This window comes from Streptomyces sp. NPDC026394, assembly GCF_055567735.1.
Genome location: NZ_JBVHPX010000005.1, coordinates 80,602 through 95,412, shown reverse-complemented (window position 1 = coordinate 95,412; position 14,811 = coordinate 80,602). Strand labels below are relative to the sequence as shown.

The following is a 14,811-nucleotide window of genomic DNA, read 5'->3' as shown; positions in this document are numbered from 1 at the left end:
GGAAAAGCCCCCGCGTCTCACATGTGCGTACCACCGTCGATACGTATCTCCGTACCGGTGATGAACGCGCCGTCCTCGGAAGCCAGCATCGCGATGACGCCCGCGACCGTCTCCGGGGGTGCGAAGCCCTCGCCGATGGCCGGCAGCAGCTTTCCGAACAGGCTCATGTCGGCGTCTGCCGGCAGGCCCGGGTCGTCGGTCATGCCGGAGCGCACCGACCCCGGCGCCACACACACCGCGCGCAGCCCCTGCTTGGCGTACTCGCTCGCGATGGCGTGTGTCATGGACTGGATGCCACCCTTGCTGGCCGCGTACGCCGCCATGTAGGGGTGCGCGAACGCGGCGGAGGTGGAGCTGAAGTTGACCACCACCGGCGCCCGGCCGCGCAGCAGCGCGGGCAGTGCCTCGCGGATCATCAGGAAGGTGCCGGTCAGGTTGACCGCGATGATCCGGTTGAAGGCGTCCAGGCTGGTCTCGTGGGTGTGTGAGGCGCGCAGGATCCCCGCGGCGTTGACCAGGGCGTCCAGTCCGCCGAGTTCCTCCACCGCGGCGGCGACGCCCGCGCGCGCCGCGGTCTCGTCCGCGATGTCCAGGACCGCGGTGCTCAGCCGGTCGCCGTGACCGTCCGCCGCGGCCCGTTCGGCGGTGGCCTTCAGCCCGGCTTCGCTGATGTCGGCGGCCACCACCCGGCCGCCTTCGGCCAGGATCCGGTGGACGGTGGCCTGCCCGATGCCCGATCCGGCTCCGGTGATCAGCACGCGGCGTCCGTCGAAGCGCTCCATGTGGCTCTCTCCTGCCTTCGGTGTCCGCGTCCGCCGCGGACGACACCGGCACCGTACGCCCAGGTGGCACAATGTGCCACATCGGCATGGAGTGCCACTTCGACGTACGGGCGACGTAAGCTCGCCCCATGCCCACCGCACCCCTGCCGCCCGCCGCCGCCTCCCTGACCGAGCGGCGCAAGGCGGAGACCCAGTTGGAGATCGCGCGTACCGCGGCGGCCCTGTTCGCCGAGCGGGGCAGCGCCGTCACCGCCGACGACATCGCCCGGTCCGCCGGTGTCGCCCTGCGCACCTTCTACCGGTACTTCCGCACCAAGGAGGACGCGGTCGCGCCGCTGCTGGCCGTCGGCGTACGGCAGTGGCTCGCGGACCTGCGCCGGCTGGCGGCGGAGGCGGAGACGCAGGAGGACGGCCGGTCCGTACGGGACGTGCTGGAGCGGGCGGCCCGGCAGGCGCTGACGCCGTCCGACGAGCGGGCCGCCGAGGCGCTGCGGTGGACCCGCGGACTGCTGCGGGTGATGCGGGACGATCCGGCGCTGCGTTCGGTCTGGCACCGGGTGCACCACGACTGCGAGGAGGCGCTGATCCCCGTCCTCGCCGGGCTGACGGACGGCGGTCCGGCGGAGGTGCGGCTCGCGGCGGCGGCCGCGAACACCGCGATGCGGGTCGCGGTGGAGACATGGGCGGCGGACGAGGCGCCGGAAGGGCGGGCGGACGACCCTGCCGAACTGGTGGTGCGGGGCATGCGCGCGCTGACGGCCGGCCTGTCCGGGCTGGACCGGCGCCGGACATGACACTGCCGCCGGGCCCGTGAAGGACCCGGCGGCAGTCTTACGGGACGAGCCTTGCCGACGCGCCTACAGCGCGCGCTCCAGCCGCTCCGCCACCAGCTTGGTGAAGCGTGCCGGGTCGCTCAGTTCGCCGCCCTCGGCGAGCAGCGCCATGCCGTGCAGCAGTTCGGCCGTACCGGCGAGGTCCGCGTCGTCGGGACGCTCGGCCTGGGCCTTGCGCAGCCCCTCGACCAGCGGGTGGCCCGGGTTGAGCTCCAGGATGCGCTTGGCCTCGGGCAGTTCCTGGCCCATGGCGCGGTACATGTTCCGCAGCGCCGGGGTCACGTCGTCGGTGTCCGAGACGACGCAGGCGGGCGAGACGGTCAGCCGGGAGGACAGCCGTACCTCCTTGACCTCGTCGCCGAGGCGCTCCGTCATCCAGGACAGCAGCCCGGCGAAGTCCTCCTGCCGCTTGGCCCGCTCGGCCTTGTCCTCCTCGGACTCCTCCTTCGCGAGGTCCGCCTCGCCCTTGGCGATCGACCGCAGCTCCTTGCCGTCGAACTCGGGGACGGTCTCGACCCACACCTCGTCGACCGGGTCGGTCAGCAGCAGCACCTCGTAGCCCTTGTCCCGGAAGGCCTCCATGTGCGGCGAGTTCTCGATGGCGGTGCGGGACTCGCCGGTCATGAAGTAGATGTGCTCCTGGCCCTCCTTCATGCGCTCGACGTACTGCTGGAGGGTGGCCGGCTTCTCCTGGTCGTGGGTGGTGGGGAACGAGGCGATGCGCAGGATGGCGTCGCGGTTCTCGTGGTCGCTGAGCAGGCCCTCCTTGACGACCCGGCCGAACTCGCCCCAGAACGTGGCGTAGTTCTCCGGACGCTGCGTCATCATCTCCTTGACGGTGGACAGCACCTTCTTCACCAGCCTGCGGTGCATGAGCTGGATCTGGCGGTCCTGCTGGAGGATCTCGCGGGAGACGTTGAGCGAGAGGTCCTGGGCGTCGACGACACCCTTGACGAAGCGCAGGTACTCGGGCAGCAGCGCTTCGCAGTGGTCCATGATGAAGACGCGCTTGACGTAGAGCTGCACCCCGCGCCGGTGCTCGCGCGCGAACAGGTCCTGGGGCGCGCGGGACGGCAGGAACAGCAGCGCCTGGTACTCGAACGTGCCTTCCGCCTGCATCCGGAGGGTTTCGAGCGGGTCGGACCAGTCGTGGCTGATGTGCTTGTACAGCTCGTGGTACTCCTCGTCGCTCACCTCGTCCCGGGAGCGCGCCCACAGCGCCTTCATCGAGTTGAGCGTCTCGGGCTCGGACGCCTTGCCGTCCTCGGCGTCCTCCCCCTGTTCCTCGGCCGCCGGGGCCTCGGGGGCCATCCGGACCGGCCAGGTGATGAAGTCGGAGTACCGCTTGACGATCTCCCTGATCTTCCAGCGGGAGGTGTAGTCGAAGAGCTGGTCCTCCTGGTCCACCGGCTTGAGCCGCAGGGTCACCGCGGTGCCCTGCGGCGCGTCCTCGACCGGCTCGACGGTGTACGTGCCCTCGCCGGTCGACGACCAGCGGGTGCCCTCGCTCTGGCCGGCGCGGCGGGTGACCAGCGTGACCTCGTCGGCCACCATGAACGCGGCGTAGAAGCCGACGCCGAACTGGCCGATCAGCCCCTCGGCGGTGGCCGCGTCCTTGGCCTGCTTCAGTTCCTGGAGGAACTTCGCGGTGCCGGAGTTGGCGATCGTCCCGATGAGCTGGACCACCTCGTCGTGCGACATGCCGATGCCGTTGTCGCGGACGGTCAGCGTCCGGGCCTCACCATCGGTCTCGATGGCGATGTGGAGGTCGGAGACATCGGCGTCGAGCGACTCGTCGCGCAGCGCTTCGAGGCGCAGCTTGTCCAACGCGTCGGAGGCGTTGGAGATCAGCTCGCGCAGAAAAACGTCCTTGTTCGAGTAGATCGAGTGGATCATCATCTGCAGGAGCTGGCGTGCTTCTACCTGGAACTCGAACGTCTCGGTCGGCATATGTGTCAATTCCTTCTTTGTGTCACCAGGTGGCGGACCGTCCTGAGAACTGTAGATGAGCCGGTCAGGAGCTACGCGCGCTTCCCCTGCACAGCCCGTACGGGCAGCGGCGCGGACCGCCGTGCGAGCCGCGGTACGGGCGACGGTCCGCACGGTGGGCGCGGACCGACCCTCGCGCGCCGACCGACGCCTCCTCACGCCCCGCCACGCCCCCGACACACTCCGTCGGCACCACACTTCGGCCATTAGCGGCGAACCCCCACGAGCCCCCTGCACCCCCATGAACAACGGGAGTTGGCCGCTTTTCGCCGCGCACCCGACCCGGCCGGAACCCCACGCCCCCGACGTTCTGGCTGACCGCGCGGCATAGCACACATCACGTACCGAAACGCCCGTCACATCACTTCACGCCACCACACAGCGTTTTCAACCAACGACTGGAAGTCACCGATCGATGTGCTTTCCTGTCGCGCCTCGGCCAGACTCCTCACCGTCCGGCATACGAGACGACAACCGAAGGAGAGTTCGAAAATGCGGTACATCACTGGGGGGATCGCGCTCGGCGCGGCGCTCGTGCTCGGCGGTCTGGCCACCACGGCCCAGGCGCAGCCCGCGACGCCGAAGAGCCTGTACGCACCCTCGGAGTTGGTCCTCACCGTGGGGTACGGGGACAACGCCGCTACGGCCTCCATCCAGCGCGCCGTGTCGCTGAGCTGTAGCTCGTCCGGAACCGGTACGCACCCGATGGCGCGTGCCGCCTGCGCTCAGCTGCGCACCGCGAACGGCGACTTCGACGCGATCACCAAGTCCGCGGCGGACCGTATGTGCACCAAGGAGTGGAACCCCGTCACGGTCACCGCGAACGGTGTCTGGCAGGGACGCCGCGTCGCCTACGAGCACACCTTCGCCAACCCCTGCACGATGGAGGGCGGCAAGGGGCTGGTCTTCGAGTTCTGACGGCCCCGACCGGGCGGTGACCCGCTGAAACGGTGCGGCCACCCTCTCGCCGCGCAGGCCGGCCGGCCCCCGGGCATCTTCACGGATGCCCGGGGGCCGGCCGCTGCCGTTGCTCCGCGCGCGGCCCGCGCACCGTGCCGCCGCCCCGCCCCCTCCACGGGACGGCAGCACGGAAGCCCTCGCACCACCCGCCGGAACGGCACGGCGCGCGGCTCACCGGCTGCTCGCCGGATTCTTTTCGGCCACGGGGCTGATGCCTCATTAGAGCCAGCCGCAACGGGCTTGGCAAATCCGTTCCGACCGTCGAACGGGAAAAGCCGGAAGTACATTTCGGCAAAGGACTCCCGACTTCCTGAAGTCGTCGCGCACCGCACCGACGAAACACCCCCATACCGGACATTTGGCGGTTGCCTTCCGAGAATGCGGCCGCCTTGAGAGGTGCCTCACACCCCTTCGAATGGGCGGGTCACATGACATTCGCGTCAACATTTCAACGGGTCGCACATCGTCACGAAAACGATTCCCTGGGCGCTGGGGCTCACTGCCGCCGGAAGCCCCGGCACCGGGTGCCGTACGCCGCCCGACCTACACCCATCGGACCGGCAGTATTTACGCAGCCTTCTTTCCTATTCTTTTGCCGACCGCCGGCGGCGCGTCCACACCGTCCGTACGCACCGTCGGAAAACGGCAAACGTCCCCCGGCGGCAATTGCCGCCGGGGGACGTTCCGCTACCGAATGGCCGCGCTCAGGACACCGATCGCACGATCGGCCGGTGGCACGGCCGGCCGTCAGCCGATCTCCGCGCCGACCGCCTTCAGGGCCGCCGGGACCGGCTGGAAGTAGGTCTCGCCGCCCGAAGAGCAGTTGCCGCTGCCGCCCGAGGTCAGGCCCAGCGCGGAATCGCCGGCGTACAGCGCGCCGCCGCTGTCGCCGGGCTCGGCGCAGACATCGGTCTGGATCAGCCCTTCGACCGTTCCCTCCTGGTAGTTGACGCTCGCGTTGAGCGCCTTGACCGTGCCGTCGTGCACCTGGGTGGTGCTGCCGCTGCGCGTGACCTTCTGGCCGACGGTCGCCTCGGCGGCCTTGGTGATCTTCTGCGGGCTGCCGCCGTAGGTGTTCACCTCGCTCGGGTGCGCGATGTCCGCGGTGTACTTGGCGATGGCGTAGTCACTGCCCGGGAACTTGGAGTCCTCGGTGCTCGCGATCTCCTGGCCGCCCTGCTTGTCCGACCACGACTTGACGGCGTTGCCGCAGTGCCCGGCGGTCAGGAAGTAGGGCTGGCCGCCCTTGGTGACGTTGAAGCCGAGCGAGCAGCGGGAGCTGCTGCCCCAGATCGCGTCACCGCCGGCGATGAACGGGGTGAACGCGCTCTTGCTGTGCCGGAGCGTGGCCTTGCTGCCCAGGCTCTTGACGACCTTGTTCAGTTTGTCGAGCTTCGCGCCCGAGACCGTGCGGTCGGCGGTGACGACGACCTTGTTGGTCCGCGGGTCCATCGCCCAGGCCGTACCGGGGATGGTGGCCTGCCGCTTGAGCGTCTGCCGGGCCGCGTCGAGCTGGGCGAGGCTGTGCCGGACCATTCTGGCCTCGGCGCCCTGGGCCCGTACGGCGTCGGCCGCCGCCCGGTCCACGACGTTGACGACCAGCTTCTTCGCCGCCGCGTCGTAGTACGAACCGGCCGCGTGGCCGCTGAGCTGGGACGCGAGCGCGGTGGCCGCGGCGGGGGTGAGCTGCTTCGCGGCCGGCCCGTCCGCCGCGTTGGCGTTGGCCAGGGTGAGCGTCGCGGTGGCCGCGAGGGCCAGCGCGCCCGCGCCGGCCAGGACTGCGCGCCGCTGAGTATTCCGTCGGTGCTTCAACTCAAAGCCTCCCGTGGGGGGACGGGCAGCGGTATGTGGGGGGCCGCGTGCCCGGAGGGTGTTGAGGAACAGACACGGAACGGGAGTTGCCCGCGCAGCCTGCCGCAGGAAGTCGCGTCCATGCCAATGCGCGGTTTCGAGTATTCCGATTAACGGGGCTCGCGCACAAGAACGAGATCCGGTCTGGAGAACGGAACGCGCCCGACCGGTCGTTCGTCCCGCGTTCCGATATCCGCGCACGTCGTTTCCCTGGGCGGACACCAAACGAACACTTTGGAGTGGTACGGAACGGGCCTCGGGCGCGGTCTACACCTGTCTAAAAACCGACGCTCCAGGCCGGACTTCACCCACCGGCACCGGAACGCCGCACCGGAGATTCAGCCCAGCGGGGGACTTCCTTCGCACACCAGGACAGCTCTTCCACCTCCGGGAACCGCCGCTCCCGTGTCAGGGGAGCTGCTCCGCCTCCGGCAACTCCTCCAGCCCGGCCGCCGCTTCGGCACCCGGCGCGGTTCCGGACAGCGGGGCGGACTGCGGCGCGGATTGCGGCGCGGATTGCGGGGCCGTCGGGGACGCGGACGGCGGCCCGGCCGCCGCCCCACTCCGCTCGTACGCCTCCGTCCGGGCCTGCGCCTGGAGGCCGGAGCGCTCCAGGAAGCGCAGCAGCTCCACCGGGAACGGCAGCACCAGCGTGGAGTTCTTCTCGGCGGCGACCGCCACCACCGTTTGCAGGAGCCGCAGTTGCAGCGCGGCGGGCTGGTCGGACATCGCCTGGGCCGCCTCGGCCAGCTTCTTGGACGCCTGGAGTTCGGCGTCGGCGTTGATGACCCGGGCCCGCCGGTCGCGGGTGGCCTCCGCCTGGCGGGCCATCGACCGCTTCATGGTCTCCGGCAGCGACACGTCCTTGATCTCCACCCGGTCGATCTGCACGCCCCAGCCCAGCGCCGGGCTGTCGATCATCACTTCCAGCCCCTGGTTGAGCTTCTCCCGGTTGGAGAGCAGGTCGTCGAGGTCGCTCTTGCCGATGATGGAGCGCAGTGAGGTCTGGGCGACCTGGGAGACCGCGAAGCGGTAGTCCTCGACCTTGACCACCGCGTCGGCGGCGTCCACGACCTTGAAGTAGACCACCGCGTCCACCCGTACCGTCACGTTGTCGTGGGTGATGCCCTCCTGGGCGGGCACCGGCATCGTGACGATCTGCATGTTGACCTTACGCATCCGGTCGACACCTGGGACGATCATGGTGAAGCCCGGCTCGCGTGCGGCCGGCATCAGTTTGCCCAGCCGCAGGACGACGCCCCGCTCGTACTGCTTGACCACCCGCGCCGCCGCCGACACGTACAGCGCGCCCGCCGAAGCCAGCGCGATTCCGGCCGCCACCAGTTCCTCGACCATCACGGCCCCCTGCCGTATGCGCCCATGTCCGAGTTCGGGCGTCCTCACCACGGTATGACCGGCCCCGGGAACGGTCGAGGGTGCGCGTCGGCCTTGCCCGCGCGCCGCCGACGGGCCCCCGACCGCGGGTGCGGACGGGGGCCCGGGAGCTGCCGGCTGCGTGGGGGTGCGTGTGCGGAGGCCGTCCGGGCGCGGTGCGCCGGGACCGGACGGCTCCGGGCGTCAGTAGATGCTGACCCCGTACGCGCTGATCGCTTCGGTGACCGGCTGGAAGTACGTGGTGCCGCCGGAGGAGCAGTTGCCGCTGCCGCCGGAGGTCAGGCCGAGCGCCGTGCTCCCGGCGTACAGGGGGCCGCCGCTGTCGCCGGGCTCGGCGCACACGGTGGTCTTGATCATGCCGTAGACGACGTCGCCGTTGCCGTAGTTGACGGTGGCGTTCAGGCCGGTGACCTTGCCGCTGTGGGTGCCGGTGGTGGAGCCGCGGCGGGTGACGTTCTGGCCGACGGTCGCGTTGCCGGCCTTGGTGATGTCCTGGCCGCCGACCGTGCCCTCGTGCGGAACACCGGTGTTGCTGTACCGGACCAGGCCGTAGTCGTTGACGGGGAAGCTGGAGCCGGCGGTCGGGCCGATGCTGGTGCTGTGCGAGGAGTTGGTGTACCAGGGCGGGTTGCCGTCGGTGCAGTGGCCCGCCGTCAGCAGGTAGTACGTGCTGCCCTTCTTGACGTTGAAGCCGAGGGAGCAGCGCCAGCTGGTCGCGTAGATGGCGTCGCCGCCGGAGATCAGCTTGCGCAGCACGCCGGGTATGCGCTCCACCTTCAGCGCACCGGCGTTGGCACCCGCGGCCTGCTTGATCTTGTCGAGCTGGGCCCGGGTCACCCGGCTGTCGGCCTGGACGACCACCTTGCCGGTCTTCGGGTCGACGACCCAGGCGGTGCCCGCGACGTCCGCGGAGCGTACGGCGTCGCTCACGGCGGCGAGCTGGGACGCGCTGAACGTGGTGGGCGGGGCGGGTTCGCCCGCGTGGGCGGTCGGCAGGGCCATGGCGCCGATCGCGGCCAGCCCGGACGCGACGGCGATCAGCCGTCCGCGTCTCGCGATGCCGCTCCGGGGGGTAGTGCGCTCGAACCTCACTGCTACCTCCGAGGGGATCGGAAGAACCTGCCGGCGGGCAGGTCCGTGTGACGCTGCCCGGCGGGCCCGCGGGACTCCGCACGTCCTTCCGGTGCGGGCCCCGGACAGCGCTGCTCGGGAGTTTCGAGGGCCCGGCCCGCCCGCGCAAGGGTGCCTTTCGGACGCCCGCCCGAAGCCCGTACGCACACACGTCCCGGCAGCAACTCTCGCTGCCGGGACGGTGGTTGACCCCCTCGGTCCGGGTTTCGACGGTTCAGCGCACGATGCGGTTCCGCTCCCCCGCGCGCAGCGCGAAGGGCAGGGTGTTGCCGGGCGGCGGGAAGGGGCAGATGAAGTGGTCGGCGAAGGCGCAGGGCGGCAGCAGGGTGCGGTTGAGGTCCACCGGCACGGTGCCGTCGGCCGCGGGGGCCGGCGTGCGCAGGAAGCGGAAGCGGTAGCTGTCCGTGCCGCTGGTGGCGTCGGCGAGGACGGCCCACAGGCTGCCGTCGGCCTCGACCGCGACCTGGAGGGTGTGCTCGTCGCCGTCGAGGGTGAAGGCGAGTTCACCGGCGAGGCCCAGGCCCCGTTCCCGCCCGTCGGCGTTGGCCACCTGGACCGTGCGCCCCGCGCCGTACGGCCGGAACAGCCCGGGGCGCACCCAGCGCTCGTCGTAGGGGAAGACGTCGATGCCGCCGAAGGCGCGCCGGGCCGCGGAGCCGGGGTCGAAGACCCGTACGGCCCATTCCCCGTCGCGGCGCAGCACCGGCAGCCGACGGCCGTCGTGCGCCACCCGGGCGGTCGCGGGGGTGCCGTCCGCGCCGAGCCGTACGGTGCCGGCCGGCGGCGCCCCGTCGACGGTCAGCCCGTCGGCGGCGGCCGCGCGCAGGAGCACCGCGTCGCCGCCCGCGCTCCAGTGGCCCGGTACGCCGTCGAGGCGGCCGTCGGGGAAGTCGGCGAGCCAGTGCGTGGCGGTCAGGGCGAGCGGGCCGTACGGGAGGGCGATCTCGGCGGCGCGCTGCTCGTGCCAGGTCTGCCAGTGCTGCTCGGCCTGGGTGCCGGTGCTGCTCGTGGTGCTCATACGGTCAGTCCTTCCCTACGGGACGTACCGGGTCCGGCAGCCCCAAGTGAGAGCGCAGGGTCGTGCCCGCGTATTCCGTCCGCAGCACGCCGCGCTCCTGGAGCAGCGGCACCACCCGGTCGACGAAGTCGTCCAGACCGCCGGGGGTCAGGTGAGGTACGAGGATGAAGCCGTCCGCGGCACGGGCCGCCACGTAGGCGGCCATCTCCTCGGCGACGGCGGCGGGCGTGCCGACGAAGGACTGCCGCCCGGTCGTCTCGATCACGGTCTCCCGGATGGACAGGCCCTTGGCCTCGGACAGCGCCCGCCAGCGGTCGGCGACCGCCTTCGGGTCGGCGATCCGGACGCGGCCCTGGGCGAGCTGGGAGCCGGGGTCCGGGTCGATGTCCGGCAGCGGCCCGTCCGGGTCGTACCCGGACAGGTCGACGCCCCAGACCTGTTCCAGGGCCAGCAGGGCGTTCTGCGGCGAGACCTGCTGCCGGCGGATCGTGGCGGCCCGCTCCTGGGCGTCGGCCGCGGTGTCGCCGAGGACGAAGGTGACGCCGGGCATGATCTTCAGGGAGTCGGCGGTACGGCCGTGGGCGGCCAGCCGGCCTTTGACGTCGGCGTAGAACTCCTGGCCGGCCGCGAGGGTGCTGTGCCGGGTGAAGACCACGTCGGCGGTGGCGGCGGCGAAGGCGCGGCCCTCCGCGGAGTCGCCCGCCTGGATGACGACGGGGTGGCCCTGCGGGCTGCGCGGGAGGGTGAAGGCGCCCCGGACGCGGAAGTGCGGGCCCTGGTGGGTGACCGGCCGCGGCACGCCCCCGGCCGTCCAGGAGTCCCACAGTTCGCGGGCGATGGCGACGAACTCGGCGGCGCGGGTGTAGCGGTCGGCGTGGTCGAGGTAGCCGCCGCGGCGGAAGTTCTCGCCGGTGAACGCGTCGGAGGTGGTGACCACGTTCCAGGCGGCGCGGCCGGCGCTGAGGTGGTCCAGGGTCGCCAGCCGCCGGGCGAGCTCGTAGGGCTCGTTGAAGGTGGTGTTGACGGTGGCGGCCAGGCCCAGCCGGTCGGTGACGGCCGCCAGCGCGTTCAGTACGGTGATCGACTCCGGGCGGCCCAGCACGTCGAGGTCGTGGATGCGTCCCTTGTGCTCGCGCAGCCGCAGCCCCTCGGCGAGGAAGAAGAAGTCGAAGCGCCCGCGCTCGGCGGTACGGGCGAGGTGCTCGAAGGAGGCGAAGTCGATCTGCGAGCCGGCCCCCGGGTCGTCCCAGACGGTGGTGTTGTTGACGCCGGGGAAGTGGGCCGCCAGGTGCAGGCGCCGGAGGCCGGGCGCGACGGTCGCGACGGGCGCCGCGGGGGTGGGCGCCGTACGCGTCGAGGTACTGGACCCGGTCACGAGGAGACCTTCCGGGCCGGGGCGTAGCGGTTGGCCGGGCGCGGCAGGCCGAGGTGCTCGCGCAGCGTCGTGCCCGGGTAGAAGCGGCGGAGCAGGCAGCGGTGCTGGAGCACCGGCACGGTGCCGTCGACGAGCAGCGCGAGGTCCCGCGCGGGGTCGGCGGGCCGCAGGTGGAAGCCGTCGCCCGCGCCGTCCGCGTGCCAGTCGCCGAGCAGGTCGGCGAGTCCGACGGCATCGCCGGAGCAGTACAGCTCGACCGGCAGCGAGGCGAGGACCAGCAGCCGGTCCGGGTCACGTCCCAGAGAGCGGGCGCGCTCGCGCAGGTCGGCGCGGGCGGCGGCCGCCGTGGCGGGGTCCTCCACCCGGACGAACGCGACGTCCGCGTGCGCCGCGGCCACCTGCCGCGCGGGCCGGGCGGTGGCATCGACGGCGACGACCGGGCGGCCCTGCGGCGGCCTGGGGGTGATGGACGGTCCGCGTACGGAGAAGGAGGTGCCGCGGAAGTCGACGTGGTGGAGCTTGTCGCGGTCGACGAACCGGCCCGTCGCGGTGTCGCGGATCTCCGCGTCGTCCTCCCAGCTGTCCCACAGCCGGGCGGCCACGTCGGCGACCTCGCCCGCCTCCCGCCACAGCGCGTCGGCGGGCGCGGCGTCCCGGCGGCCGAAGAGGCGGGCCTCGGCGGGGGTGCCGGACACCTCCACGGTCCAGCCCGCCCGGCCGCGGCTGACCCAGTCCAGGGTGTTCACGGCGGTCGAGACGTGGAACGGCTCGGTGTGGGTGGTGGTGACGGCCGGGACCAGGCCGAGGCGGCCGGTGCGCGGCGCGACCCGGGCGAGGACGGCGAGCGCGTCCGGGCCCGGCCGGGCGAAGGAGTCGCCGAGGGTGACGAAGTCCAGGGTGCCGCGCTCGGCGAGCCGGGCCAGGCGGACGTAGTACTCCGGGTCGTAGAGCTCGAGGGCGCGGCGGGCCCGGCGGGGCGGCCCGTCGAGTGCGAAGGCGAGGTGCAGGGGGCGCAGGGAGCAGGAGGGCTGGGGCATGGGACGGCCTTTCGTCGCTGGGCACGGGGAGGTGGCGGATGCCGTGGTGCTGCTCAGCCGGGTGGGCACCGGGCCGGCTCCGGTACGGCGTGCGCGCGCAGGAACCGCAGCAGGGCGCGTGCGGTGGCGTCGTTCTGCCGGAAGGCGGGGGCGTTGGTACGGGGCCGGGCGAAGGCGCCGGAGGCGCGGGCGTCGGTGTGCGGGCCGAGCGCGAAGCGGCGCGGGTGCGGCTGCCCGGCACGGTCCAGCACCCGGCCGTCGCCGGGGTCGACGGCGAGCAGGCCGCTGCTGGTCGCGGCGGCCCCGTCGTCGTACAGGCCGCGCAGCAGCGGGTCCTTCGTGTCCGTCACGGTGGGCTGCGGGAGCCGCGCCTCCACCAGCGCCCGGGCCTCGACGCGTACGTCCGGCACGCTCGCGCTCGTGGCCGAGAACACGCCGCGCTCCGGGTCGGGGGTGACGGTGGTGCCGGCGCCGAGGAAGCGCACCACTCCGGCGCGGGACAGCGCGAGCAGTTGCCGCAGGCGGGGGCCGGGCGGCCCGGAGGCGAGGTGGCTGAAGAAGCCGTGCCACCACGGGCCGTGGTCGCCGAGCCGTACGAGCTGCCCGTACACCGACAGCAGGGCGAGGAAGACGGCCAGGTCGGGGCTGTGGGCGGGGTCGTGCCGCCGGGCGAGGTCGGCCTCGATGTATGCGCGCAGGCCGTCCTGGAAGGCGTCCGCGCCGGGGAAGCGGACACCTTCCAGCGGCCGGTCGAGGGCGTCCAGGTCGAGGCGGTCGGCGGGGTCGGGGACGGCGGCGGCGACCAGCGCCCGCACTTGCGGGCCGAGCGGTCCGGCGGCCGCGTACCGCTCCTCGAAGGCGGCCCGGTCGCCGCGGACCCGTTCCGGGTGCGCGGTGAACAGCCGGTGGTAGTGGGCGTGGCCCAGTTCCTTGGCGATGAGCGGCCAGACGTCGCGCCGGAAGTCGTAGCCGCCGGGCCGGGCGAGCAGGTCGTCCACCTGCGCGGGGCCGAAGAAGCGCGGCAGCGGCGGCCGTTCGCCCTGCCAGGTGTAGCCGATCTTGGAGTGGTACGGGACGCCGCGCCGCGACCCGACGTACAGGACCGGCTCCTTCCCCGACGGCCGGTACACCGGCTCCCCGTCCGGCCCGGCCTCGTACGCGCCGCCGCGCCCCTCGGTGAGCAGCGCCATCAGGTCGACGAAGGCGAGCCCGAAGCCGCGCACGAGCACCGGCTCGCCGGGGACCAGGGCGTCCAGGCCCGCGTCGGCGGTGAAGTCGGACGGCAGGTAGGTCAGGTGGTGGCGCGCGGCGAAGGCGGCCAGGGCCCGCTGTTCCGGCGGCGGCTGGGCGTCGAGGTGGCCGAGGGCGAGGACGACGAGGTCGGCGACGAGCGGGGTGGGCCTGTCCGCCAGCCACACCTGCTGCCGGCCGCCGCGCGGGCCCGTGACCCGCACCGCGCGGCAGCGGTGCCCGTGCACGGCGACGCCCGGCGGCAGCGCGGCCACCGCCTGCTCGTACACCCATTCCAGGTAGGCGCTCTGCACCTGCCGCCCGGCGAACCCCTGCGGCCCCAACCCGCGCACCGCCGCCGCAAGTTCGCCGGGTACGGGGAACTCGCCCGCGCGCACCCCGGCGGCCCACTCGGCGAGCGATGGCCCGGGGCGTACCGGTCCCCGCAGCTCGACGGACGCGTCGGTGAACATGGTGACGTCCTCGGCCGTCGAGTTCATCCACAGCAGCGGGGACTGGTCGCGGCGCCAGACGCGCCCGCCGCCCGGCGGGTACGGGTCGACCAGGTGCAGGTCCAGGGGTGCGGCGCCGTACAGCTCGGGGGCGTTGGCGGCGATGCGCTCGATCAGGCCGGTGCCGCGCGGGCCCGCGCCGACAAGGACGACGGACGGGCGGGCCGGGTCGGGGGACGGGGGGTGGAGGGGCCGCGCGGACGGCGCGGGGTACGGCGCGTTGTCGGTCGCAGACATGCGTGAAGGCTCCGTGGACGCAGTGATCCCACTGGGAGTTGAGCGTCTTCACACACGGGGCCCGGGGCCGCCACCGGACCGCGCCCCTCAGCACGGCCGATCCTTGAGGCTATGCGCCCGGGACGCCCCGCTGTCAAGGCTGTCCGGACTGTGAGCAACGGAGCACGTCATGGTTGACGGGGAACCGGAAGCCTGTTCCACTTGGCCGCATGGACTCACGGCAGTGGCTGGTCACCCGCGACCACATCGACTTCGGTCGTGTGTGGTCGGCGTCCTGTTGAGCTGACCCGCTGCCCGCCCGCCGCCGTCCCGGCCGGGCCTTTCGCGGCTTCTCCTCCCGTCCGCCGCGCCTTCACACGCCCGCGCCCCGTCGGCGCGCCCCTCCCCTCGTAGCTCCACCCTCGTCTGCCGTTCCACGCTTCACCCTCGCTCCACGCCTGCCCCGTCCGGCCCCGGTAACG

The 14,811-nt window shown here is 72.6% G+C and carries 11 protein-coding genes; 2 read left to right on the top strand and 9 right to left on the bottom strand.

Annotated features, from left to right (window positions below):
• Nucleotides 1–17: 17 nt before the first annotated feature.
• Nucleotides 18–782 carry an SDR family NAD(P)-dependent oxidoreductase gene (locus tag ACZ4QV_RS14155; RefSeq protein ID WP_361154385.1) on the bottom strand — a complete coding sequence of 255 codons (765 nt, stop codon included), beginning with the start codon at nt 780–782 and terminating at the stop codon, nt 18–20.
• A 128-nt stretch (nt 783–910) separates the two neighbouring features.
• Here ACZ4QV_RS14155 and ACZ4QV_RS14150 point away from each other — a divergent pair, with 128 nt between their 5' ends.
• A complete protein-coding gene (locus ACZ4QV_RS14150) occupies nt 911–1,576 on the top strand; it encodes a TetR family transcriptional regulator (RefSeq protein ID WP_361154388.1) in 666 nt (221 codons plus the stop codon).
• Between the two features lie 63 nt (nt 1,577–1,639).
• On the opposite strand, the gene htpG is transcribed toward ACZ4QV_RS14150, so the two are convergent.
• On the bottom strand, nt 1,640–3,565 hold the full coding sequence (gene htpG, locus ACZ4QV_RS14145; protein ID WP_361636951.1) for a molecular chaperone HtpG: 1,926 nt from the start codon (nt 3,563–3,565) through the stop codon (nt 1,640–1,642).
• Nucleotides 3,566–4,096: 531 nt separating this feature from the next.
• Here htpG and ACZ4QV_RS14140 point away from each other — a divergent pair.
• A complete protein-coding gene (locus ACZ4QV_RS14140) occupies nt 4,097–4,522 on the top strand; it encodes a subtilase-type protease inhibitor (RefSeq protein ID WP_361588202.1) in 426 nt (141 codons plus the stop codon).
• Nucleotides 4,523–5,311: 789 nt separating this feature from the next.
• On the opposite strand, the gene ACZ4QV_RS14135 is transcribed toward ACZ4QV_RS14140, so the two are convergent.
• The 7 genes from ACZ4QV_RS14135 to ACZ4QV_RS14105 form a co-directional block, all read right to left on the bottom strand.
• The gene (locus ACZ4QV_RS14135; RefSeq protein WP_361588200.1) at nt 5,312–6,376 is read right to left on the bottom strand and encodes a S1 family peptidase; all 1,065 of its coding nucleotides are present in this window, start codon (nt 6,374–6,376) and stop codon (nt 5,312–5,314) included.
• 447 nt (nt 6,377–6,823) lie between these two features.
• On the bottom strand, nt 6,824–7,771 hold the full coding sequence (locus ACZ4QV_RS14130) for a slipin family protein (RefSeq protein ID WP_361154399.1): 948 nt from the start codon (nt 7,769–7,771) through the stop codon (nt 6,824–6,826).
• 222 nt (nt 7,772–7,993) lie between these two features.
• Entirely contained in the window at nt 7,994–8,902 is a 909-nt protein-coding gene (locus ACZ4QV_RS14125; protein WP_361588196.1) for a S1 family peptidase, read from the bottom strand.
• A gap of 253 nt (nt 8,903–9,155) precedes the next feature.
• Entirely contained in the window at nt 9,156–9,959 is an 804-nt protein-coding gene (locus ACZ4QV_RS14120; protein ID WP_361588194.1) for a DUF1684 domain-containing protein, read from the bottom strand.
• A 4-nt stretch (nt 9,960–9,963) separates the two neighbouring features.
• Entirely contained in the window at nt 9,964–11,253 is a 1,290-nt protein-coding gene (locus tag ACZ4QV_RS14115) for an NtaA/DmoA family FMN-dependent monooxygenase (protein WP_361154602.1), read from the bottom strand.
• Nucleotides 11,254–11,330: 77 nt separating this feature from the next.
• Entirely contained in the window at nt 11,331–12,371 is a 1,041-nt protein-coding gene (locus ACZ4QV_RS14110; protein WP_467762933.1) for an LLM class flavin-dependent oxidoreductase, read from the bottom strand.
• A 53-nt stretch (nt 12,372–12,424) separates the two neighbouring features.
• Nucleotides 12,425–14,350, bottom strand: a complete 1,926-nt coding sequence (locus tag ACZ4QV_RS14105) for an FAD/NAD(P)-binding protein (RefSeq protein ID WP_467762932.1) — start codon at nt 14,348–14,350, stop codon at nt 12,425–12,427.
• Between the last annotated feature and the right edge of the window lie 461 nt (nt 14,351–14,811).